21 protein-coding genes are annotated in these 22,793 nt (G+C 72.2%); 10 read left to right on the top strand and 11 right to left on the bottom strand.

What is annotated here, in order from left to right; translation table 11 throughout:
* Nucleotides 1–131 precede the first annotated feature (131 nt).
* Nucleotides 132–1,247, bottom strand: coding sequence for a glycosyltransferase (locus QLQ12_RS16400; protein WP_282760811.1), 1,116 nt, complete (start codon nt 1,245–1,247; stop codon nt 132–134).
* Entirely contained in the window at nt 1,247–2,245 is a 999-nt protein-coding gene (locus QLQ12_RS16395) for a glucosyl-3-phosphoglycerate synthase (RefSeq protein ID WP_282760810.1), read from the bottom strand. The genes QLQ12_RS16400 and QLQ12_RS16395 overlap by 1 nt, the downstream gene beginning before the upstream one ends.
* 173 nt (nt 2,246–2,418) lie before the next feature.
* Here QLQ12_RS16395 and QLQ12_RS16390 point away from each other — a divergent pair, with 173 nt between their 5' ends.
* The 3 genes from QLQ12_RS16390 to secA2 are packed head-to-tail and all read left to right on the top strand — an operon-like array spanning nt 2,419 to nt 6,820.
* Nucleotides 2,419–3,393: a Gfo/Idh/MocA family protein gene (locus QLQ12_RS16390; RefSeq protein WP_282760809.1), complete on the top strand. Its 975-nt coding sequence runs from the start codon at nt 2,419–2,421 to the stop codon at nt 3,391–3,393.
* Nucleotides 3,386–4,471 carry a zinc-dependent alcohol dehydrogenase gene (locus QLQ12_RS16385; RefSeq protein WP_282760808.1) on the top strand — a complete coding sequence of 362 codons (1,086 nt, stop codon included), beginning with the start codon at nt 3,386–3,388 and terminating at the stop codon, nt 4,469–4,471. The genes QLQ12_RS16390 and QLQ12_RS16385 overlap by 8 nt, the downstream gene beginning before the upstream one ends.
* A 57-nt stretch (nt 4,472–4,528) precedes the next feature.
* On the top strand, nt 4,529–6,820 hold the full coding sequence (gene secA2, locus QLQ12_RS16380; protein WP_282760807.1) for an accessory Sec system translocase SecA2: 2,292 nt from the start codon (nt 4,529–4,531) through the stop codon (nt 6,818–6,820).
* Nucleotides 6,821–6,865: 45 nt separating this feature from the next.
* Here the strand turns inward: secA2 and QLQ12_RS16375 are convergent, their stop codons facing one another.
* Nucleotides 6,866–7,255, bottom strand: a complete 390-nt coding sequence (locus QLQ12_RS16375) for an ankyrin repeat domain-containing protein (RefSeq protein ID WP_328518285.1) — start codon at nt 7,253–7,255, stop codon at nt 6,866–6,868.
* Between the two features lie 256 nt (nt 7,256–7,511).
* On the opposite strand from QLQ12_RS16375, the gene QLQ12_RS16370 reads away from it, so the two are divergent.
* From QLQ12_RS16370 to QLQ12_RS16360, 3 genes are all read left to right on the top strand, one after another.
* Nucleotides 7,512–8,081: a winged helix-turn-helix domain-containing protein gene (locus tag QLQ12_RS16370; protein WP_407651491.1), complete on the top strand. Its 570-nt coding sequence runs from the start codon at nt 7,512–7,514 to the stop codon at nt 8,079–8,081.
* 52 nt (nt 8,082–8,133) lie between these two features.
* Nucleotides 8,134–8,775 (top strand): nucleoside/nucleotide kinase family protein, encoded by a 642-nt coding sequence (locus QLQ12_RS16365; RefSeq protein ID WP_282760803.1) that lies wholly within the window; start codon nt 8,134–8,136, stop codon nt 8,773–8,775.
* A gap of 200 nt (nt 8,776–8,975) precedes the next feature.
* Nucleotides 8,976–9,398 carry a TraR/DksA family transcriptional regulator gene (locus QLQ12_RS16360; protein WP_282760801.1) on the top strand — a complete coding sequence of 141 codons (423 nt, stop codon included), beginning with the start codon at nt 8,976–8,978 and terminating at the stop codon, nt 9,396–9,398.
* A 109-nt stretch (nt 9,399–9,507) separates the two neighbouring features.
* Here QLQ12_RS16360 and QLQ12_RS16355 read toward each other — a convergent pair whose 3' ends face one another.
* Entirely contained in the window at nt 9,508–10,293 is a 786-nt protein-coding gene (locus tag QLQ12_RS16355; RefSeq protein ID WP_282760800.1) for a DUF72 domain-containing protein, read from the bottom strand.
* Nucleotides 10,294–10,324: 31 nt separating this feature from the next.
* On the opposite strand from QLQ12_RS16355, the gene QLQ12_RS16350 reads away from it, so the two are divergent.
* On the top strand, nt 10,325–10,486 hold the full coding sequence (locus QLQ12_RS16350; protein WP_282760798.1) for a hypothetical protein: 162 nt from the start codon (nt 10,325–10,327) through the stop codon (nt 10,484–10,486).
* 72 nt (nt 10,487–10,558) lie between these two features.
* Here the strand turns inward: QLQ12_RS16350 and QLQ12_RS16345 are convergent, their stop codons facing one another.
* From QLQ12_RS16345 to QLQ12_RS16325, 5 genes are all read right to left on the bottom strand, one after another.
* Nucleotides 10,559–11,275 (bottom strand): hypothetical protein, encoded by a 717-nt coding sequence (locus tag QLQ12_RS16345; RefSeq protein ID WP_282760797.1) that lies wholly within the window; start codon nt 11,273–11,275, stop codon nt 10,559–10,561.
* Nucleotides 11,272–14,079: an FtsK/SpoIIIE domain-containing protein gene (locus QLQ12_RS16340; protein ID WP_282760796.1), complete on the bottom strand. Its 2,808-nt coding sequence runs from the start codon at nt 14,077–14,079 to the stop codon at nt 11,272–11,274. The genes QLQ12_RS16345 and QLQ12_RS16340 overlap by 4 nt, the downstream gene beginning before the upstream one ends.
* A 45-nt stretch (nt 14,080–14,124) precedes the next feature.
* Nucleotides 14,125–15,057 carry a hypothetical protein gene (locus QLQ12_RS16335; RefSeq protein ID WP_282760795.1) on the bottom strand — a complete coding sequence of 311 codons (933 nt, stop codon included), beginning with the start codon at nt 15,055–15,057 and terminating at the stop codon, nt 14,125–14,127.
* Nucleotides 15,058–15,061: 4 nt separating this feature from the next.
* Nucleotides 15,062–15,322, bottom strand: coding sequence for a hypothetical protein (locus QLQ12_RS16330; protein WP_282760794.1), 261 nt, complete (start codon nt 15,320–15,322; stop codon nt 15,062–15,064).
* A 348-nt stretch (nt 15,323–15,670) separates the two neighbouring features.
* Nucleotides 15,671–16,111: a hypothetical protein gene (locus QLQ12_RS16325; protein ID WP_282760793.1), complete on the bottom strand. Its 441-nt coding sequence runs from the start codon at nt 16,109–16,111 to the stop codon at nt 15,671–15,673.
* Between the two features lie 164 nt (nt 16,112–16,275).
* On the opposite strand from QLQ12_RS16325, the gene QLQ12_RS16320 reads away from it, so the two are divergent.
* A complete protein-coding gene (locus QLQ12_RS16320; protein ID WP_282760791.1) occupies nt 16,276–18,816 on the top strand; it encodes an ATP-dependent Clp protease ATP-binding subunit in 2,541 nt (846 codons plus the stop codon).
* Nucleotides 18,817–18,931: 115 nt separating this feature from the next.
* On the opposite strand, the gene QLQ12_RS16315 is transcribed toward QLQ12_RS16320, so the two are convergent.
* Together QLQ12_RS16315 and QLQ12_RS16310 are read right to left on the bottom strand one after the other, a co-directional pair.
* Nucleotides 18,932–19,909, bottom strand: coding sequence for a LysR family transcriptional regulator (locus tag QLQ12_RS16315; protein WP_282760789.1), 978 nt, complete (start codon nt 19,907–19,909; stop codon nt 18,932–18,934).
* A gap of 125 nt (nt 19,910–20,034) precedes the next feature.
* Complete coding sequence (locus tag QLQ12_RS16310; protein WP_328518283.1) at nt 20,035–20,616, bottom strand: hemerythrin domain-containing protein; 582 nt, start codon at nt 20,614–20,616, stop codon at nt 20,035–20,037.
* A gap of 133 nt (nt 20,617–20,749) precedes the next feature.
* Here QLQ12_RS16310 and QLQ12_RS16305 point away from each other — a divergent pair, with 133 nt between their 5' ends.
* Both QLQ12_RS16305 and QLQ12_RS16300 read left to right on the top strand, forming a co-directional pair.
* Nucleotides 20,750–22,057 carry a M20/M25/M40 family metallo-hydrolase gene (locus QLQ12_RS16305; RefSeq protein ID WP_282760788.1) on the top strand — a complete coding sequence of 436 codons (1,308 nt, stop codon included), beginning with the start codon at nt 20,750–20,752 and terminating at the stop codon, nt 22,055–22,057.
* Nucleotides 22,058–22,078: 21 nt separating this feature from the next.
* Nucleotides 22,079–22,759 carry a hypothetical protein gene (locus QLQ12_RS16300; protein WP_282760787.1) on the top strand — a complete coding sequence of 227 codons (681 nt, stop codon included), beginning with the start codon at nt 22,079–22,081 and terminating at the stop codon, nt 22,757–22,759.
* Nucleotides 22,760–22,793 lie beyond the last annotated feature (34 nt).

The following is a 22,793-nucleotide window of genomic DNA, read 5'->3' as shown; positions in this document are numbered from 1 at the left end:
TGGGTGTCGGCGACGTCCGCCAGGTGGTGCTCGGGGTGCTGCGGATCAGCCTGCTGGTGGAAGCCGTCGTGGCGGTGGTGCTGACCTGGCGGTTCGCCGACAAGGTGCCCGGCGCCCGCCCGGAACAAACGTCAGCTGAGCTGTTCGTAGAGGCGCAGGTAGGAGGCGGCCATCACGGCCGGGGTGAAGCGGCGTTCCGCCTCGGCCCGGCACGCGCCCGCGTCGATGGTGACCGCCTTGTGCACCAGGTCGCCCAGAGCGTCCTCGTCGCTGGTGAGCAGGCCGGTGTGGCCTTCCTCGATCAGCTCCGGCAGGCAGCCGCGGGCGATCCCGATCACCGGCGTGCCCAGGGCCAGCGACTCCACCACGGCGGTGCCGCCCGGCTCCTCCCATCGCAACGGGAAGAACGCGGCGCGGGCCCCGGCCACCAGCAGGTCCCGGTCGCGGCCGGTCACCGTCCCGACCCACCGCACCCGCACGCCGTCGACGTGCGGCGCCACCTTCTCGCGCCAGAAACGCACGTCGGGGTTGCTGTCCGCGGCCGGGTCACGGTCCGCGGCGGCGAGTTCAGCGGCGTTGCGGTACGGGCCGACCGGCCCCGCCAGGACGAGATCGAACCCGGCCTCGTGCGCCAGTCGCGCCGCCAGATCCTGTCCCTTACCCGGGTTGATCCTTCCGAGGACCACGGCGTACGACCCGCGGTTGATCTCCGGAACCGGCTGCTCGGCCAGCGGGGTCGCCAGGTGGACGTGCCCGATCGAGTGGCGGCGCAGCGCCTCGGGGGCCCGGGCGAGCTGTGACGCGGAGACGCCGTTGACGCGTACCCGGTCGCCGCCGTCGAAGGTGCCGTAGAGCTCCGGGTGTTTGTGCAGGTCCCAGTGCAGGGTGTGCAACGCCGGCGGCGCGCCCTCGCCGAGGGCCGCCACGCTGACCAGCCCGGCCGCCTCGACGTGGTCGTGGATCAGGTCGAAGCCGCCGTCGGCCGCCGCTCGCAGCACCGCGTGCTGGTGCGCCTGGACCACCCCGACGGCCTGGTTGTACGGCCGCTGGATGGCCCCGAACTGTCCCCGCTCGAACACCGACACGAGCCCGTCCGCCTCGACGGTGCTCTCGCCGACACTGGCGAGCACCACCTCCACGCCGAGCCGCCGCAGCTCCGGGATGAGCGTGCCGACGATGTTCTCGATGCCGCCGTACCCGGCCGGTGGCACCGGCAGCCACGGTCCGGCGTTCATCAGAACGCGCATTACGCGGCCACCGCACTCTTGATCGAGCCCAGCGGCGGCCGCTCGGTGACGACGATGTCGGTCACCGCGATCTGGCGCTCCAGGTTGGGCAGCACGCCCTCGCCGCCCCGCCGGAACTGGGTGAGCATCGTCGACGGCGGCATCGGCTCGGTGGTGAGTCCTCGCCGGTACATCCGGGACCAGGCGGTCACCAGGATCTGCGTGGCCATCCGGCCGAGCGCCTCGGTGCCCTGGTGCCGGTGTTTGCGCTCGCCGAGGTCCACCTGGGCCAGGGCGTCCAGGCCCACCAGGTCGACCAGGTCGATCAGCATGCCGATCTCCACGCCGTACCCGGAGACGAACGGGATGCGTTCCAGGGTGCGGCGGCGCCCGGCGTACTCGCCCGCGAGGGGCTGCACGAAGCCGGCCAGTTCCGGGAAGAAGAGGTTGAGCAGCGGGCGCGCGGCCAGTTCGGTGACCCGGCCGCCGCCGTCGGTCTCGACGCTCACCGGCCCGGCCAGCGGCCGGTGGTAGAAGCCCTTGACGTATTCGACGCCGCCGTCGGTGAGCAGCGGGCCGAGCAGCCCGGTGACGAAGTGCGAGGAGAACTCGTGCAGGTCACCGTCGATGAAGGCGACCACGTCCCCGCTGCTGGCGGCGAGGCCGGCCCACAGTGCGTCGCCCTTGCCCTCCATCCGGGGCAGGCCCCGGGTCATCCGGTCCTGGCTGACCACCCGGGCGCCGGCCCGCCGGGCCAGCATCGCGGTGGCGTCGGTGGACCGGGAGTCGACCACCAGGATCTCGTCGACGAGTGGCACCCGTTCGATCAGGTCGCGGCGGATCGTGGAGACGATCGCGCCGATGGTGGCTTCCTCGTCCCGGGCGGGGATGACCACGCTCACGGTGGTGCGGCCCTTCGCCCGCTGCAGAGCCTCGGGTGTCCATCGACCGGCGCTGCCGGTCCGGTAGGTCGTCCACGCCTCGACGACGGGAGACACGGTCGCATGCGGTTGCCGCATCGGCTTAACCCCCTGGTTCGCGATCTTGTCGGCGCGGCCAGAATTCCCCGAGGTGAGGCTCGTCAATCTCCTTGGAGCGTGACGAAATCCTCATCTGCAAATGTTTGCCATTCGGGGCGCTGGTAACAGAACCGGCCGACGATGCGAGGGCATCGCTGGTGACAGGGGAGCGGATGACCACGACACGTTTCGGTCTGATCGGTGCGGGCGGCGTTGCCACCCGGCACGCCAAGGTGCTTTCGGCTCTGCCGGGAGTGCAGGTCAGCGGCATTACCGACGTCGCGGCCGAGGCCGCGGGACGCCTCGCGGCCGAGCATGGGGCACGGGTGTACGACACGGTCGCCGACCTGATCGACTCGGGCCCGGACGCCATCTACGTCTGCGTCCCGCCGTTCGCCCACGGCGATGCGGAGAGGGCTGTCATCGCGGCGGGACTTCCGATGTTCGTGGAAAAGCCCATCGCTATCAATCACGGCATAGCCGCTGAAATCGCCAGCCTCGTGGAGAGCCGCGGCCTGCTGACCGCGGTGGGTCACCACTGGCGCTACCTGCCGGTGGTGGAGAAGGCCCGGGAGGTGCTGGCCGGCCGCCCGATCCGGCTGGTCACCGGGTCCTGGCTGGACAAGGTTCCGCCGGTGGCGTGGTGGCCGATCGGCGGCCGCTCCGGCGGGCCCGTCGTCGAGCAGGCCGCGCACGTCCTCGACCTGGCCCGGTACCTGGCCGGCGAGGTGGACGAGGTGACCGCCTACGGCAACGGCACACCGCCCGCGGTCGAGGGCGCGGACGTGGACGGCGCCACCACGGCGGTGCTGCGGTTCGCCGGCGGCGCGGTCGGAAACCTGGCCGCCACCTGTGTGCTCGGCTGGAAGCACCGGGCCGGGCTGGAGATCTACGCCGACGGCCTGGCGCTCGCGCTGACCGAGAGCGAGCTGGTGATCCGCGACGGCGACCACACCGAGACGGTCACCTGCGAACCCACCTCGGCGCACGTCGCGGTGGACCGGGCGTTCGTCAGCGCGGTCCGGGGCGAACAGGACGACGTCCGGGTGCCGTACGCGGAGGCTCTGCGTACCCACGAACTCGCCCTTGCCGTCGCCCAGTCCGCGGCCGAGGGCCGCACCGTGCGCCCGGGAGCCGTCCGTGTCTGACCGCAACCTCATCGTCTCCGGCCCCGGCGTCGTGGAGATCGCCGACGTCGGCGACACCGAGGTGCCGGAGGGCGGCTTCCATGCCCGCACGCTGTTCAGCGGCGTGTCGGCCGGCACCGAACTGACCTTCCTCAAGGGCACCAACCCGGCCCTGCACGCGGGCTTCGACCCCACTCTCGGCCTCTTCGGCGCCCCGCCCGACGAGGCCTACCCGGTGACCCGGGTCGGCTACATGGAGGTCGCCCGGGTCGAGCGCAGCCGCACCCCGGCCGTCCCGGACGGCACCGTGGTCGCGATGACCTACGGGCACCGCACCGGCTACCCCGGACACCCGCTGCGCGACCGGGTGGTGCCGCTGCCACCCGGACTCGACGCGGTGCTCGGCATCTACGTCGCGCACATGGGCCCGATCTGCGCCAACGGCCTGCTGCACGCGGCCGCCGACCGGTTCGGCCCGGCGGTCCGCTCGCTGGCCGACGGCGTCGAGGGCCTGCGTGTCGCGGTCGTCGGCGCCGGGGTGGTCGGCCTGCTCACCGCCCTGTTCGCTCGTCTGAACGGCGCGGCCTCGGTGGTCGTGGTGGACCCGACCCCGGCCCGGCGTGAGGTGGCCGAGGCGCTGGGTCTGGCGACCTTGGACAGTTCCGGCGACGACCCGGCGGTGATCCTGAAGACCCGGTGGCGGCACGCCGACGGCGACCGGGGCGCCGATGTGGTCTTCCAGTGCCGGGGACAGGCCGCCGCCCTGCATCTCGGGCTGCGCCTGCTGCGCCCGCAGGGCACCGTGATCGACCTGGCGTTCTACCCCGGCGGCGCGGACGAGGTGCGGCTCGGCGAGGAGTTCCACCACAACGGCCTGGCGGTGCGCTGCGCGCAGATCGGCCGGGTGCCGCGCGGCCTGGCCCACGCCTGGGACCGGGAACGTCTTTCCGCCGCCACCCTCGACCTGCTCCGAGCCGACGGCGACGCCATCCGGAAACACCTGGTCACCGCCCTGGTGCCGTTCGACGAGGCGCCCGCTCTGCTCACCGATCTGGCCGAGCGTCGCCGGAACGAGTTGCAGGCGGTCATCACCTTCTGACGGTCCGCCGGGAGTCCGTCACCGCCACGTGGCCAAAATGAAGTACCGTTGCCCGCCATGGGTGTCTCGCAGCGGCTGAAGAGCCGGTTCCGCAAGTTTCTCCAGCGTCCCGGTACGACGGTGGACCTCGGGCCGTTGTCGAAGCGGCTCGGTGCGATCGAGGCGCGCGAGGATTCGCTGACGGAGTTGGACGACGCGGCGCTGACCGAGGCGGCCCGTGAGGCGGCCGACTACGCCGAGATCTGCGCCATCGGGCGGGAGGCGGCGCGCCGGGCGATCGGCCAGCGGCCGTATGACGTCCAGCTCCTCGGCGCCATGGCCCTGCTCGACAAGCGGGTCGCCGAGATGGCCACCGGTGAGGGCAAGACGCTCACCGCGGCCGTCGCGGCGTACGGGCACACCAGGCTCGGCAACGGCCCGGTGCACGTGCTCACCGTCAACGACTACCTGGCCCGGCGTGACGCGGAGTGGATGGAGCCGATCTACACGCTGCTCGGCCTCAGCGTCTCCTGGGTGACCGAGTCGATGACGCCGGAGGAGCGCCGCGAGGCGTATGCCTCCGACGTCACCTACGTCTCGGTCAGCGAGGCCGGCTTCGACTACCTGCGCGACCAGCTGGTCACCGATGTGGCCGACCGGGTGCAGCGCGAGCTGGCCACCGCGATCGTCGACGAGGCCGACTCGATCCTGATCGACGAGGCCCGGGTGCCGATGGTGCTGGCCGGCAGCGTCGCCCGGGAAGGCGACCCGGCGCACGAGGCCGCCGCCCTGATGAAGGACCTGCGCAAGGGCAAGCACTACGAGGTGGCCGAGGACGGCCGCAGCGTCGCCTTCACCGAGGCCGGCCTCAAGCACCTGGAGGAGAAGCTCGGCGGCATCGACCTCTACGCCGACGACCAGGTCGAGCACCTCTCCGCGGTGAACGTGGCCCTGCACGCGCACGCGCTGCTGCGCCGCGACGTCGACTACATCGTCCGCAACGACGGCGTCGAGCTGATCGACGAGATGCGCGGCCGTGTCGCCCAGCGGCGTCGCTGGCCGGACGGCCTGCAGGCGGCCGTGGAGGCGAAGGAGGGCCTGTCGGCCACGCAGGAGGGCGAGGTCCTCGACACCATCACGGTGCAGGCCTACATCGCCCTCTACCAGACGGTGTGCGGCATGACCGCGACCGCCGTGCACGTCGGCGAGCAGCTGCGGGAGTACTTCAAGCTCGAGGTCGCGGTGATCCCGCCGAACACCCCGAACATCCGCGAGGACGACCCGGACCGGATCTACTCGGTGCACGACATGCGCGACGAGGCCCTGGTCGAAGAGATCAAGATCGCCCACGAGAAGGGCCGTCCGGTCCTGATCGGCACCCTGGACGTGAAGGCGTCCGAGCGGCTGGCTCGCCAGCTCGCCGACGCCGGCGTCCCGTGCAACGTGCTGAACGCGAAGAACGACGCCGAGGAGGCCGAGATCATCGCGGAGGCGGGCGCGCTCGGCGCGGTCACCGTCTCCACCCAGATGGCCGGCCGTGGCGTCGACATCCGTCTCGGCGGCAGCGACGAGAAGGACCGCGAGAAGGTGGTCGACCTCGGCGGCCTCTACGTGATCGGCTCCGGCCGGCACGACAGCCGCCGCGTCGACGACCAGCTCCGTGGCCGGGCCGGCCGGCAGGGCGACCCGGGCGCCTCGGTCTTCTTCGTCAGCCTGGAGGACGAGCTGGTCCACCGGCACGCCGGCGACATCATCCCGGCCTCGCCGCGGATGGACATGGACGGCGTCGTGCACGACCCCCAGGTGGACTACGCGGTGGAGCACGCCCAGCGGGTCGCCGAGGGCGTCAACCACGAGATCCACAAGAACACCTGGCGGTACAGCGTGGTGATCGAGCAGCAGCGCCTGCTGCTGGCCGAGCGCCGGGAGCGCCTGCTCACCTCCGAGGTCGCGGCGATCATGCTGCTGGAGAAGTCGGCGGAGAAGGCCAAGGAGACCGACGAGGACGTGCTGTCCGACGCGGCCCGGGCCATCGCCCTCTACCACCTCGACCGGCTGTGGGCCGAGCACCTGGCGTACCTGTCAGAGGTCCGCGAGGGTGTGCACCTGCGCGCGCTGGGCAAGCTGGACCCGCTCGACGAGTTCCACCGGGCGGCGGTGCCGGCGTTCCAGGAGTTGCTCACCCAGGTCGAGGCGAAGACCATCGAGACCTTCGAGGAGGTCGACCTCAGCGACGGCTGGCAGCCCGACCGGGCCGAGATCGTGCGCCCCAGCGCCACCTGGACCTACCTGGTGCACGACAACCCGTTCGGGTCCGAGTTGGACCGCCTCATCGCGGCCGTCGGCCGCCGCCTCACCTCGGGCGGCTGATCCACCCCGGGCCGCCTCACCCCGGGCCGCCTCACCCCGGCCGATTCACTCTGGGCCGGTCTTCTCATCACGGGGCGCCGCGTCAGCGGCGCCCCGTGCCAGTAACGCCGCCATCTCCGGCAGCTTGAAGAACTCCGCCGTGGCCACCGCGGACGGCGCGCCCGCATGCGGGTCGGCGCCCGCCCGCAGCAGCGTCCCGGCCGCGTCCGGGTTCTGCCGGAAGACCGCCGCGGCCAGCGCGGTCTGGCCACGGTCGTTGGCGCGGTCCGGGTCGGCGCCCCGCTCCAGCAGCGCGGCCACCGTGCCGGTGTGGTTGTGGTAGGCCGCCAGAATCAACAGGGTGTCGCCCCTGTCGTTGGTGAGGTTCGCCGGGAGACCGGCGTCCACCTGCGCGGACAGCTCCTCGGTGGCCCCGGAACGGGCCAGGTCGAACATGCGGTGCGCGTACGCGATCGTCTCTGCGTCCAACTGAGTCACGTCCGGACACTACCCACGTTTGGCAATGCTTAATGAGGCTGACAGAAAGCGTTCCCAGAATGAATTCGCGGTGGGTGCGACAATATGGAACGTCTTTCCCACAGTGTGGTTGGCGACTTGACCCGCGAACCGGAGGGCAGGAAATATTCACCCCGCTTTACGCACAGTGATCAGTCATATTCGCTTGAGGCAGCAAATTCTGGGGGAATAACCAATGCCGGTCAGCGCATTGTCGCCGCGTGCCGATCGTCGATCCGCCGGACCGGGTCGCGGTTCTGCCCGCCGTTCAGCGGAACCCGCGCTGACTGTGACGCTCGCCATTCCACTCACCGGCGACGTGGTCTCACCACAGGCACATCGTTTGCTCGCCGCGGTCCGCGAACTGGTCGAGTTGAGCAAGGGCACGGTCACCGTCGAGCAGGCGCCGGCCGTGATGGAGCCGGAGATGCCCTCTGAGGATGGCGAGGCGCTCCCGGACGGCCCGGAGGTGCGGCTGCTCACCTCGTCGCGCCAGGCCCTCCTGGACGGCGAGGCGCTGCCTCTGACGCGGCTCGAGTTCGACCTGCTGCAATACCTGGCGGAGCGTCCGCGCCGGGTCTTCACGCGGGCCCAGCTGCTGGCCGCCGTGTGGGGTTACGAGCGGGCCGGGGAGCGCACCGTGGACGTCCACGTGCGCCGCCTGCGCCTGAAGCTCGGTGGCCACCTGCCGCTGATCACCACCGTTTACGGGGTGGGTTACCGGCTGGCCGACGACGCGCGCATCGCGATCATGCCGCACGACTGATCTCATCGCCACCGGACTCGAGACGGGCCCGCGAGAAGAGGATCATAGACGCATGCGGGTGCGTCCGGTCTCCTTCTCCGTGCTCGTCGACGAGCTCGCCGATCGACTCGAACGGCTGGCGAGTCGGGAATCCGACAGTTGCCTCCGGGTGGCCGTGGACGGCGCGGACGCCGCCGATCCGGGGCGCCTCGCGGATGCCCTCGTCGACCCGCTGCGCGTCCGTGGCCGGCCCGCCGTGCGTGTCTCCACCAGGGACTTCCTCCGCCCGGCATCGCTGCGCCTGGAGTTCGGCAGGACCAATCCGGACTCGTTCTACACCGGCTGGTTCGACGAGGCCGGTCTGATGCGCGAGGTCTTGGCCCCGGCGGGCCCGGGTGGCTCCGGCCGGATCCTGGAGCGGTTCTGGGACGCGGGGCGGGACCGGTCGGCCCGCGCGCCCTACCGGCAGCTCCCAGCCGGGGCGATCGTGCTGGTCAGCGGTCCGCTGCTGCTCGGGTCCGGGCTGCCGTTCGAGTTCTCCGTCCACCTTGCGGTGTCCGGCGCCGCATTGGCCCGGCAAACCCCTCCAGAGCTCGCCTGGACGCTTCCGGCGTACCGGCGGTACTCCGGGGAGGTGGCGCCGGAAACCTTCGCTGACGTGGTCGTACGCCTCGACGACCCGCGCCGTCCGGCGCTCGTGCTGCCCGGCCCGTGACGCCCGGCACAAGACCCGCCTGCCGAGTCCGTGGCGGATTCGAACACCGACAGTTATGCTCCGGTTACTTTTTTGCGGGGGTCCCGTTTGGGATCTCCGGCGGTGGGTATCGTCCGGCTCCACATGTCGAGCCGGCCCGGGGCGAGGGTGACCCGGCGGATGGCCACCGGCTGGGGCTGAGGGAAGGGCAGGGGGACTGCATGCTCGTCAACGGAGCGGTTGTTGCGGGTAAGGGCGCGAGCACGGCGAAGGTGCGCTCGACCGAGGAGTTCGAGCAGATCCGGGTGATCCTGCAGAGCCGATTCGAGGAGCTCGACGCTGAGTACGAAGAGGCCGTGGCCCAGAACACCCGGCTGAGGCTGGTCGAGATCGGCGATGCCGCCGGTGACGATCAGGCCGACAGCGGGTCGAAGACGGCGGAGCGTGACGCGGCGACGTCACTGCTGCGGACGCTGCTGGACAGGCGGACCCAGGCGGAGCACGCGTTGCAGCGGCTCTCCGACGGGACGTACGGCAACTGTGAGGGCTGCTCGAACCCGATCCCGGTCGAGCGGCTCGAAGTGTTCCCGTCCGCGACCACGTGTGTGAACTGCAAGCAGGTGCGGGAGCGCCGGGCGAGCTGACGGCGCGCATCCGGGCCCGCCGAGGCGGCGGGCCCGGTTATCGCCATTCACCGCGCTGATGAGGCGCACACCACATTCGCCATTCCTGAACAATTGCTTATCGCGGCGATCACCGGGATTCCGGTCGCGGCCGAATCCGCGGGACCGGGATCATGTCGATGTCGCGGCGGGCGGCTTCCGCCGCCATCACGCCCGCATCGATCACCGCCGCGCCGCCCGGATCATTGTTGAAGAACACGAACATTTCCGGTGCGGCGATGCGATCAAGCCACGACCGCAACGCCGCACGTCCATAGCGGGGCCACGGTTTCGCGGCCCCTTCATGCAGGCGCAGATATCCGAATCCGGCCGTCTCCCACAGGGGCGTCACCGGGCGCCCGCACCGGTCCGCCCAGCAGAGGGCGGCCCCGTGCCGTCGCAGCAACTCCTCGCACGCGGGGGTGAACCAGCTCGCGTGCCGGGGTTCGACCACCACACGCACCTCGGCGGGGAAGAGCCGCAGGGTGTCGTCCAGCGCGGCCAGGTCGGCCTTCATCGTCGGCGGCAGCTGCAGCAGCACCGGCCCGAGCTTGTCACCGAGCGCCTCGGCCCGGCTCAGGAAGCGGGCCACCGGCTCGGCCGGCTCCCGTAACCGTCGGATGTGGGTGAGGTAGCGGCTCATCTTCACGGCGAAGAGAAACCCGTCCGGGGTCTGTTCCCGCCATGTGGTGAAAGTGTCCCGTTCCGGCAGCCGGTAGAAGGCGTTGTTGATCTCCACGGTGCCGAACCGGGCCGCGTAGTGGTCCAGCCAGGCCCGCTGGGGGAGCCCCGCCGGATAGAGATAGCCGGTGTCGTCGGCCCCCCGGTCCGGCCGCCAGTCCCGGTATTGCCAACCCGATGTCCCGATCCGCAGCATTCCGTCGTCATACCCGGGTACAACCGAACCTATGACCGACACGACGGACGACGACGCCCGCGACGAGCTCAACGACGCGACCGGCGGCGACTACGAGTACGACGAGGCGCACGGCGGCGGTGACACCGGCCCCGACGTGCCCGCTGCCCTGCAGGAGGAGGCCCGGCGCCGGGTCGACCTCAGCCCGCACTGACCCCATCCCATCCCACCCCACCCCACCCCACCCCACCCCACACCGGGCTGGGTCCCGGGCCGGCGAAGAGACTCAGGCGGACTGGGCCAGCTGGACCGCCGCGAACAGCAGGACGGCCGTGACCAGGCCGGTGCCGAGCACCGTGACGACCGCCGAGGTGTCCAGGCCGACACCCCGGCGGTCGGCGATCAGTTTCGCCGTCACCACCGCCAGGATCGGGCAGCAGAGCAGCACCAGCAGCGCCACCACCGGAGCGGCCTGCCGCCAGTCGCCACCGGCGGCCGTGCCGCTGCCACGGACCAGCAGGTTGCCGACGACCCCGAGCAGCCCGCCGGCGAACCCGAGAACGCCGAAGAGGATCTTCGTGCCGAAGGTGATCGGCCGGGCCGGCGGGGTGTACCGGACCCGGTTCTCCACCTCGTCCAGATAGTCGGCGGCGGCCCGGTCTCCCGCCTCGTCGCCGCGCTGCCGGGGGATGCTGGCCGGCGGCAGGGTCCGGCCGAACCGTTCGGCGGCCGGCCCGATCCGGTGCACGAAGTCCGACCAGAGGCCCGCCGCCCGGGCGTCCACCTGCTCCAGGTCGCGCTGGGCGGCACGGATCGCCTGCTCGGCCGCCTCCATCTCGCCGGCGGCGTCCCGGACGGCGGCGTCGGCCGCGGCGGCCCGGTCGGCGAACCAGCGCCGTGCCTCCTCGCGCAGCCCGGTCGCCTTCTCGTCCAGGCTGGTGAGGCGGCGCAGCACGGTCCGGTAGTCGGCACGGTCGAAGTCAGCCGGTTGCAATTCGCTCATGAGCTTCCGTAAGGGATGATCACCTCGGCGCCGCGGTGCACCGAGCGGTCGAAGTGCAGGGCCCGCCACGGCCGCGGGTACCAGTTCGGCGCCCCCTGCCCGGGGTAGAACGGCGACAACTCGCTGCCGTGCACGTCGAGGGCCACCCAGGCGCCGATCGCGTCGGTCCGCGACGCGTGCCCGCCGAGGGTGTCGCGCAGCAGCCCGGCCCCACGCCACCAGCCGAGCACGTGCAGCCGCCGCTCCGGCCCCTGCCGCAGCACCGTCCGCAACTGGTCGCCGGCCGCCTTGCCGCCGGGCAGCGCGTCGGCCGCGTAGATCAGGATGAAGTGCGGCCGGTCGGCCGGCCAGGCGGCGGTGGCCTCCGCCGCGGCGTCCTCCAGCAGCCAGTCCACGTTCTCCGGGTCGTACCACCCGCAGTCCGGGAGGCGGGCGTGCAGCGCCTCGGCCGCGGTGCGGGCGTCGGTATCGAGGCAGACCACCGAGAACCGGGCGCCCTCCGGGGTGAACTGCGCGGCCAGCGAACGGCCCGCGGTCGCCAGGACGGCACACGCCTCGTCCACCCGGGTGCCGAGCACGGCCAGGTTGCGGCCGGGCGCGCGCCGCAGCACGGTACGCGCGGAGCGTGCCGCCACGTCGATGGTCTCGCCGAGCAGGGCGATCGGGGCGGCCTGGGATCCGGCGGCCCGCAGTGCCCGGTAGTCGGGGCTGTCCGCCAGGCGCGGCACCACGTCGCCGTCGAAGAGACGGGGCGGCCCCAGCTCGGGTGGTCGCCGCCGCCACAGCCGGTGCTGGAGTGAACTCCACTGGTCGCGGTCGCCGGCGGACGGCACCCGGACCACCCGGTTGGCCTCGGGAGCGCCGGAGTCGGCGTTGACGACCGCGTGGTAGCGAGGCAGTGAGTCGGCGGCCCCGTTGGTCTCGGGGAGCACCCGGCGGGCCCGGGGCAGGGCGATCCGCAGGCTGAACTGAGCGACCAGCGCGGGGCGGCCCCACAGCGCCTCGATGCCGGAGACGTCCTGGCTGGCGAGGATCAGGTGGATGCCCTGGGAACGGCCGCGCCGGGCCAGGTCCTCCAGCAGGTCGACGGCCTCGCCGGAGACCGCGTCCCGGCCGGAGAGCAGCACCTGGAACTCGTCGATGACCGCCACGATCCGCGGCCACGCCCCTTCCGGGTCCTCGGCGCGCAGCTCGGCCAGGTTGGTGGCCTCGTGCTGTTTCGCCGCGTCGGCACGCCGTTTCAGCTCACCGCTGAGGAACCGGAGCAGCGCCAGCCCGAACTCACGGTCGGTGTTGACGTTCACCCCGACCAGCCGCACGTGCGGCAGCCAGCTCGGATCCCGCCGCCCGGGCGCGAACCGGGCGAACGACACCCCCTCCTTGAAGTCGAGCAGGTAGAACGCCAGTTCGTCGGGGGAGTAGCGGGCCGCCAGCGCCCCCATCCAGGCGTAGATGAAGTTGGTCTTGCCGGTGCCGGACGGCCCGGCGATCAGCGCGTGCGGCGGATAGTCGCTCAAGGTCACCATCACCCGGGGACCCTGTGGGCTGTCGCCGAGCGGCGCGGTCAGCCCGGCGGCGGAAACCTCCCGCCACTCCGCCCCGGCCTCCGGCAGGAGGCTGTCCAGCGCCACCGGCGCCGGCCCGGCGGCCACCGCCTCAGCGATCTGCCGGCACGTCGCGGTCACCACACTCGGCGTGGGCCCGGGATCCAGCCGTACGGGCAGAGCACCGGCGCTCCCGATCCGGGCGTCGTCGCCGGGCGCCGCCACGATGACGTCGATCCCCGGCCCGGGCGCCACCCTGATGCCCCGGATCACCAGGTGCACCCCGCAGGCCGCGCCGGTCCGCAGCAGCCGGTCCAGCTGGGACCGCTCGTGCCGGCTCGGTTCCCCGCCGCCGCCGAGCAGCACCGCCACCCGCCACGGCTCCGGCCGCCGTTTCGTCACCGCGTGCAGTTCCCGCAGGGAGGTGTACTCGCCGGCGAGAACCGTCTCGTTGATCCGCCGGACGTGCCCGACCAGCTCGTCGAGCAGTTTCTCCAGGCCGCCCGGCCCGACGAAGGCGAGCACTCCCGCGGTCGCGAGCGGCGCGAACCCGGCGAGACCGCCACCGAGGTTCTCCGGGTCGTACCCGATGATCTGGACCTGGCCCGGCACGCTCGTGCCGAGCGCCCGCAGCAGCAGCCCCGCCACCACGTCGTCGCCGGTCCGCCGGTCGCCCTCGACCACCACGTGCCCGTGGTCGAGCAGGCGCACCAGCGCCGGCACCTCCGGCGGCGTGTCGTCCATCACCGGGCCGGCCGTGACGTCGGGCGGCTCGCTGTCCGGCCCGGCCCACGCCTCGGTGACCTCGCCTGGAGCGCCGGCCCAGGCCCCGCCGGTCCAGGGCTCGCCGTCGCCGGGCCGGGCCGGGCGCTCGTTGCGCACCGGGGCCGGCACCGGCGCCTCGGGCAGCATCAGCCGCCCGACGCGCAACTCGGCGGCCTTCTCCAGCGGGGTCGGGTCCCAGCTGTGCCACGGCTCGCCGGCGGCGCCGGGAGCCGCCCGGTCGGCCGCGGCCGCGGCGGCTCCGGCCAGCGCGGCCAGCTCGCCGTCGTGCCAGGTGTCGATCTCGCGGACACGCTCGTCGCGGGCCGCCGCCAGTTTCCGCCGCCGGGCGGTCGCCGCCGCCACGATCCGCCGGTAGCGGGCCTCCGCCGCCTCCCGGGCCTCGTAAGCGCGCTCCAGCGCCATCTGCGCGGCACCGAGAGCGTGCGACAGCCCGGCCCGGATCTCCATGACCCGGTGTTTGGTGGACTCAGACATGACCCGCCGGCATCGTCACAGTTGCTCCCGAAATCTCGCCCCGGTTCACCGCCGGCCCTCCCCGTCGCGGGCCGGTCCCGCGGTCTCGGCCCCGGGCCGCACCGGTTCGGGCGCGGCCGGGTCGAGGGAGCCGGCGTCGCGGCCCAGCCGGGCCAGCAGCACGCCGGTGAGAACGCTCGCGGTGACCGCGCTGTCGGCCGGGTGCGCGGCCGGCTGGTCGCCACGTTGTTGTTGCTGCTGTTGCACCGGCACCCGGCAGACCCGCATCAGCAGGGTCTCCAGCATGTCCGGTGTGGTGCCCGGCAGCAGCGCGTGAACCCGGCCCTCGGCGGCCGTCCGCAGCCGGGGCACGTCCTCCGGGCGGGGCTCGTGGCCGAGCAGGTCGGCGGCGAGCCGGTGCAGCACCTGGGGCGTGACCGCGGACAGGCCCAGCCCGGTGGAGGCGTTGACGGCGTGCAGTTCCCGCCCGAGGCGGGCCCGGTCGTTGGCGCGCACCCCGGCGGCGATCCGGCGCAGCAGCTCGGACGTGTCGGCCGGCTCGCCCTGTTGCGGGCCGTCACGGCCGGTCGGCGGCGCCTCACCGGTCAGCACGGCCACCCGCTGCTGCCACCACGGGCCGAGGCTCGCGACCTCACGCTGCGGCTCCGGCTCGGGAGGGCGGGGTCGCTCCTCCTCGCGGCGCAGCGCGGTGCGCCACTCCTGGCCCGGCGCGGCCCCGGGGGTCCCGGAGAGGCCGAGCGCCGCGAGGTAGGCGTCGATCGCGTCCTGGGTGGCCCGGAGCGCGGCCGCGGTGTTCTCGGCGTGCTCGGTCGCGTGGGCGAGCCGTTGCACGCCGATGTCTCTGCTCGACTCCTCCTGCACCCACCGGAGCAGCTCGGTGGCGCTGCGGAGCTTGTCCATCGCCACGGCGACCAGCCCGGTCGGCAGATCGTCGGCGGTGGCGCGAAGCTGGGCGCCGAGTTCCTGCAGCAGCGACATCGCGTCAGAGGTTCGCCGTGTAGGTGTGTGCCTGCTCGACCGCCGCGAGGGTCGCGCTCATCGAATCCTCCAGCTGCTGATCAGCCTGGGAGAGCGAGGCGTGCGCGGCGCCCACCGCGTCGTTGGCGCTGCCCTCGAGAGCGGCGGCCAGGCTCTGCTGGGCCTCACCGATCTTCTCGCGTGCCGCCTGTATCGCCTGCTGCCCCTCGGTGACCTGCTGAAGCGCGGCCTCCACGGCAGCTCTGAGTTCGGCGACACTGGCCACCCGGGCAGCCTCCTGTGGGGGTTTACGACTTGCGGTGCCAGCCTACCGTCCGGTTCCGGTCCGGCCGTCCTCCGGTTCCCCTTTTTAACAGCTTGTGCCAGCCATGGCACGACGCCGCTTCTCTCCGGGTCGCCGAAGATCGCCCTGGTGAGATCGTATCCGAAAACGATCCACAGTGGATCAAGCGGGCCCTCCGGGGCCATGCGGATCACCGCACCGTGGCGCCGACACGCCCTCGCGCGAGGGTCAGCCCGGCGGGTCGCCGCCAGGTCCCCGCCGGGTCTCCGCTCGGCGATCTCGTCAGCACTCCGGGCCCCGCGACACTGCGCTGGTGGGGTCGGGCATCGGTCAGCGGGGGACCGCGGACGGGCCGCGGCATTGCGCGCCGAGCGCGACGACGCGGAGACGCAGGCCGCGATCGGCGGTGACGACCACGGTGGTGCGGGTCGCGGCGGTTTCCCGTACCAGATCAACGATCTTGTCGTCGCCGGAGCCGGGAGCGCGCTCGACGCGCACCCCGGGCGGACCTTGCGGGATGTCGCGTGCCCGGCCCTCGACCACCAGGACCACCTCGACCGGCGCCGGGAGGCCGGGCAGGCCGGTGGCGGGAACCGCCGCGAGGCTGTCGCGGAGCCGGACCGCCGCGCCCGCCCGGTCACGCCACCAGCCGTCCGGGACCGAGCCGACCACGTTCGCGCCGTCCACGATCACCAGCGGGACGCCCTGTTCGGCCGGTTCCGGCTCATGAAGGACCGGGGTGAGGGAGGGTGGATCCTGTGAGGCCGGCATGAAGTTGAGTGTAGTCGTGTCAACTTTTTCCGTGATCCGGGAATCACGGGGCAGGTTCACGCGCTTCTAACACCCGGGCGGCACGAGTTCGCCGTCCGATGGCCGGGCAGCCCTCGCCGGGCGGACCCGGCCCGAGGTACCAGGTACCAGGAGAAGAGAGACAGATGACCATCGGACCGTTCGGGCCGGCTGCGCCCGGTCAGTGGGACGACCTGTTCGCGCGCTTCTTCGGTGCGGCCGAGCCGCGCCGGTCGGCGCAGCGTTTCGACATCGCGCGTTACATGAGCAACGACGCCCGGCAGGTGCTCGCCGACGCGGCGCGCCGCGCCACCGAGCTGGCCACGGGCGACCGGCCACTCGCCGATCTCGACACCGATCACCTGCTGTGGGCGCTGCTCCAGCAGGACGCGATGAAGCAGACCGTGCGCCGGGCCGGCGCCGACCCGGACCGGCTCCTCACCGAGCTGGGCCGCCCTGAGGTCGCCGCCCATCAGCTCCCGGAGAGCATCTCGCTGACCCCGGCCGCCAAGCGCGCCCTGCTGGACAGCCTGCAGATCTCCCGGGCGGTGGGGGCCTCCTACATCGGGCCGGAGCATATCCTGATGGCGCTCGGGCTCAACACCGACTCCGCGGCGGGCCGCCTGCTCGCCGGCCGCATCGTCGACCCCCGCAACATCCCGCATCACAGTGAGCTGCCCAAGCCGTCCGGCGGCGGGCAGGGCGTGCCGCGGCCCAACCCCACCCCGACGCCCACGCTGGAGCAGTTCGGCGTCGACCTCACCGAGTCGGCGCGGCGCGGCGAGATCGACCCGGTGATCGGGCGCGCCGACGAGATCGAGCAGGCCGTCGAGATCCTCTCCCGGCGCACCAAGAACAACCCGGTGCTGATCGGTGAGGCCGGCGTCGGCAAGACCGCCATCGTCGAGGGCCTGGCCCAGCGGATCGTGGACGGCGACGTGCCGCTGCCCCTGCAGGACAAGCGGGTCGTCCAACTCGACCTGGCCGGCATGGTGGCGGGCACCAAGTACCGCGGCGACTTCGAGGAGCGCCTGAAGAAGGTGATCGAGGAGATCCAGGCCTCCGGCGACGGGCTGATCGTCTTCCTCGATGAGATCCACACCGTGGTGGGCGCGGGTGGCGGCGGCGAGGGCGGCGGCATGGACGCCGGCAACATGCTCAAGCCGGCCCTGGCCCGCGGCCGGCTGCGGGTGATCGGCGCGACCACCCTCGACGAGTACCGGCACATCGAGAAGGACGCGGCGCTCGCCCGCCGCTTCCAGCCGGTCGTGGTGGGCGAGCCGAGCGTGGAGGACACCGTGGCGATCCTGCGCGGGCTCCGCGACAACTACGAGGCACACCATCAGGTACGCATCACCGACGAGGCGCTGGACGCCGCGGCGGTGCTGTCCGACCGCTACGTCACCGACCGGTTCCTGCCGGACAAGGCGATCGACCTGATCGACCAGGCCGGGGCCCGGGTCCGGCTGCGCACCAAGACTCCGGACGCCAACCGCCGCGAACTGGAGCGCCGGCTGGAGCAGCTGTCGCGCGACCGGGACCAGGCGGTGGCCGCCGAGCACTACGAGCAGGCCTCCGAGCTGCGCGACCAGATCCACACCCTGAAAGCCCAGCTCACCTCGCCCGGCGTGCTCGCCGACGAGGTGCCGCAGGTGACCCAGGAGGAGATCGCCGAGGTGGTGTCGCGGGCCACCGGCATCCCGGTCGCCCAGCTCACCGAGGCCGAGCGAGACCGGCTGCTGCGCCTGGAGCAGCACCTGCACGAGCACGTGATCGGGCAGCAGGACGCGGTCGGCGCGGTGGCTGAGGCCGTGCGCCGGTCACGGGCCGGGCTCGGCGACCCGGGCCGGCCGGTCGGCAGCTTCCTCTTCCTCGGCCCGACCGGCGTCGGCAAGACCGAGCTGGCCCGGTCGCTGGCCGAGGCGCTGTTCGGTGAGCCGGACCGGATGATCCGGCTCGACATGAGCGAGTTCCAGGAGCGGCACACGGTGTCCCGGCTGGTCGGGGCCCCGCCCGGATACGTCGGCTACGACGAGGCGGGCCAGCTCACCGAGGCGGTGCGGCGGCGGCCGTACAGCGTGGTGCTCCTCGACGAGATCGAGAAGGCCCACCCGGACGTCTTCAACATGCTGCTCCAGGTGCTCGACGACGGGCGGCTCACCGACAGCCAGGGCCGGACGATCAGCTTCAAGAACACCGTGCTGATCATGACGAGCAACCTCGGCTCCGACCTGATCAGCGGCAGCAGCCGCAGCGTCGGGTTCGGCGGCGCGGACACCGGGCGGTCGGCCGACGCCGAGTTGCGTGAGCGGCTCGACCGGCGGCTCAAGGAACAGCTGCGGCCGGAGTTCATCAACCGGATCGACGAGATCATCATCTTCCGGCAGCTGGAGAGCGACCAACTGCACCGGATCACCGAGATGATGCTGGAGGAGACCCGGGGCCGGCTGCGCGCCCAGGACGTCGAGCTGGAGGTTAGCCCGGCGGCGGTGGACTGGCTGGCCGAGCGGGGCTTCCAGCCCGAGTTCGGGGCCCGGCCGCTGCGCCGGACCATCCAGCGTGAACTCGACAACCGGCTGTCCAGGATGCTGCTCGCCGCCGATCTGGCGCCGGGCCGTACCGTCCGGGTCGATGCCCGTGACGGTGAGCTGGCCTTCGACGTGGAGCTCACCGCCGCGGCCCACTGAGGACTCTCGGTGGTAGGGGGCGCCGTCCGGCGCCCCCTGTTCGCCGGCCGGGCCACGGCCTCGCCGGTCGGGCCGCGACACAACGAGGTGGTCAGGCCGCGACGCGGCGAGGTGGTCAGGCCGCGGCGAGGTGGCTGCTCCCGCCGATCTGGTCGGTGCGCATCCACTGCATGTAGGGCTCGTTGCGGGCCAGGATCTCCTGGTAGACCTCTTGCGCGTGGTCCATCAGCTTGGGCGCGCTGCGGGACGCCTGTGACTCCGGATGCCAGCCCAGCACCAGCCGCCAGCGCAGCGGGGCACCGCGCAGCGGGCGGCTGACGAGCCCGACCGGCGGCCGGAACGTCGGCTGGCACAGGCCGATGGCGAGGCCCAGCTCGACCATGTCGACGCAGTTGCGCACGTCCGTCTCCAGCACCCGGCGCGGGGCGACGCCGGCCGGGGCGCTGGCGGGGGCGAAGCTGTCGCCTAAACCGCCGCCGCCGGCGCCGGCGACCCACTGCTCGTCGGACATCTCGGCCAGGTCGACCGAGACGTTCTTGGCCTGTGGGTGGTCGTCGGGGAGCAGCACACAGACGGCGTCCATCCCGATGGTCTGCCAGACCAGGCCGTACTCCGCCGAGGGCAGGGCGTCACCGCAGACGCCGACCTGGGCGAAGTCCAGCTTGCCGGCCAGCACCATGCCGGCCAGCTCGGAGATGTAGTAGGACGCGTGGGTGGAGATCTGCGCGTCCGGCTGGGCAGCCGACAGGCGGTGCACCATGTGGGCGACGACCGGTCCGCCGACCGCGCCGATCCGGTACCTGGTCAACGTCTCGTGATCGCCGCCGGCGGCCAGCCTGGCCGCCTCGTCCTGGAGGCCCTTCATCGCGGGCAGCAGCACTCTGGCGCGGGACAGCACCAGCTCTCCCAGGGCTGTGGGGCGCGCGCCCCGGCGGTCACGGTCGAACAGCGGGCCACCCAGAGTGCGCTCGATCCGCTGGAGTTGTGCGGTGAGCGCCGGCTGGGCAAGGCCGAGTTGTGACGCGGCCTTGGTCACGCTGCCGGTCTCCGCGATGGCGCAGACCACCTTCAGATGCCGCAGCTCGAGGTTCATAGCGTGACGTTAGGACTAGAAAGGGATCGAACGCTAGTGCGCGAGCCGTGGAATGATCGGTAACCTGTGACAAACGTATGAACGAACAGGACACACGGCGCTTACCGGCCGTAACCTGCATTTAGTTACAGATCGCTCACGTATGTGGTGCGCGAGGAGATCACATCCCGAAACTTGTCGGCCACGCCGACGATCGGATCCACCACCTTGTTCCACGGCGGCGTCGACGGCGTCGCCGGATGTGGCCTGGTCGGCGCCGCCTCTTCGGCGGTCGCGAAGCGGTTGCCCAGCCGCACCAGATCCTCGGCCGGAACCATCTGCTCCAACAGCGGCAGCAACTCCTCGGCGTCCGCCGCGACATGCCGGCGCACGGCCTCGGCGAGGTCGCCCCGGCCGGAGCCGGTGCGTTCAAGATCACGTAGCCGCTCCAGGATCGCCTGATCCTCGGCGAGCTCCCGATCGGCGATCTGCTCGCCGCCGGGCACCGCGGTCCGGATCGCCGGGTAGAGGTACTGCTCCTCGGCGCACAGGTGCCGGGACAGCGTGGCCACCAGGACCGAGGCGACGTCCGGGTCGTCCGGGGCCTCGGCGAGCCGGTCGGTCAGGCCCAGCAACTCCCGGTGCTGCTGGGCGATCAGGTCGACGATGCTGCGGCCGGGCGTCTCGCCGCCGACCGCGGGAAGCGGGGGAAGATTCACATCAGACACGGCCCGCTGGTACCCCTCAGGGCTTTCCGCGCAAACCCCGGGCGCCCCGGCGGCCCCTTCTCCGTCCGCCTGCCCCGGCCGCCACCGGCCGAGCGGCTGACGGCACGTCACGTCTCCCTGATAAGAAGGGCGGATGAAGACGACCGCCGAGGGCGAGGTCGTCGGCCTGTGCCGCGACCTGCTCCGCATCGACACCACCAACACCGGGGACCCGCGGACCACCGTGGGCGAGCGGGCCGCCGCCGAGTACGTCGCGGAGAAACTGGCCGAGGTCGGCGTCGAGTCGAAGCTGCTCGAGTCGGCGCCGAAACGGGCCAACCTGATCGCCCGGATCCCCGGCGCCGACCGCTCCCGGGGCGCGCTGCTCGTGCACGGCCACCTCGACGTGGTGCCGGCCGACGCGAGCGAGTGGTCGGTGCCGCCGTTCGCCGGCGAGGAGAAGGACGGCTACCTGTGGGGCCGCGGCGCGGTCGACATGAAGGACTTCGACGCGATGGTCCTCGCCGTCGTCCGGGAGTGGAAGCGCGTCGGCTACACCCCGCCGCGTGACATCGTCCTGGCGTACACCGCCGACGAGGAAGCCGGCATGGAGTACGGCTCCCAGTGGCTGGTCACCAACCACGCGAGCGAGTTCGAGGGGTGCACCGAGGCGATCGGTGAGGTCGGCGGGTACTCGTACACCGTCAACGACGACCTGCGCCTCTATCTGGTGCAGACCGCCGAGAAGGGCCTCGACTGGCTGCGCCTGCACGCGACCGGGCGGCCCGGGCACGGCTCCTTCATCCACGACGACAACGCGGTCACCGCGCTGGCCGAGGCCGTCGCCCGGGTCGGCCGGCACCGTTTCCCGACCATCGTGACCCCCACCGTGCGCGCCTTCCTGGAGCAGGTCAGCGACGCCCTGGAGATCGAGTTGGACCCGGACCAGCCGGAGCTCGCGGTGGCCAAACTGGGTCCGATCGCCAACGTGATCGGGGCGACCCTGCGCAACACCGCGAACCCGACCCGTCTGGAAGCCGGTTACAAGGACAACGTCATCCCCGGCCGGGCGTCGGCCACCATCGACTGCCGCACCCTGCCCGGACACGCCGACGCGTTCCTGCGGGAACTGCGCGACGTGATCGGGCCGGACATCGAGATCGAGCACATGCACCAGCAGTCCGCCGTGGAGACCGCCTTCGACGGCGACCTCGTCGACGCGATGGGGGCCGCGCTGCGCGCCGAGGATCCGGGAGCGCGTACCGTGCCGTACCTGATGTCCGGTGGCACCGACGCCAAGGCCTTCGCGACGCTCGGCATCCGGTGTTTCGGCTTCGCGCCACTGCGCCTCCCGCCCGACCTCAACTTCAGTGCGCTCTTCCACGGCATCGACGAGAGAGTTCCGGTGGAGGGACTAAAGTTCGGCGTGCGCGTGCTCGATCGTTTGCTCCGAAACAGCTGAAATCGGAAGGACCCCCATCCAATGACCGACCAGAACGCCGATCTCGATGTCGCCCTCGAACGGGTGATCGAGGCGGCGCGGGCGCACCTCGCTGCCGTCAAGACGGCTGCGGGCCGCATCGACGACGACGACGTCTGGCAGGCGTACGTCGATCTCAACAACGCCTCCTTCGCGTACGACGAGAAGCTGCTCGACGCCTTCGGTGAGGTCACACCGTGGGACGTCGAGTCGATCGACGCGGACGAGACGGACCGCCGGTTCGGCCAGCTCACCGAGGGCGCGGCCGGTGCGGGCGCCGACCCGTACCCGCAGGTGGTGTCGGTCCGGCAGCGCCGTGACTACCGCGTGCCGAGCGTGTCCGCGCTGCTGCGGGTCGCCGAGGCCGCCCGGCGCGCCTCCGTGCCGGAGGAGGAGGACGCCGGTCCGGTGGAGTCGGTCGGCGAAGCCGTGCTGGAGCTCCTGCAGGCCGGTGACGGTTCGCTGGCCTCGCTGGACGTGCCCGAGCTGGAGCCGCTCGACGGCCTGCTCACGGTGACCGAGGTCGCCGAGGCGCTCGACCTGGAGGCCTTCGACGACGCCGACGGCTCGGGGCCGTTCGCGCCGGTCGAGACCGACCTGCTGGTCGGCCGTCTCGACGAGCACCCGTTCCTGCCCGACGAGGACGACCACGACCACCACGACCACGCGGGCCACAGCCACTGAGGGCCGTCGAGCACTGAGATCGGAAAGGCCCGTC

Origin of the sequence: Actinoplanes sandaracinus, assembly GCF_030009775.1 — a bacterium.
Classification (GTDB): domain Bacteria; phylum Actinomycetota; class Actinomycetes; order Mycobacteriales; family Micromonosporaceae; genus Actinoplanes; species Actinoplanes sandaracinus.
Note: the sequence above shows the minus strand (reverse complement) of the source record. Positions and strands in the feature narration are given on the sequence as shown.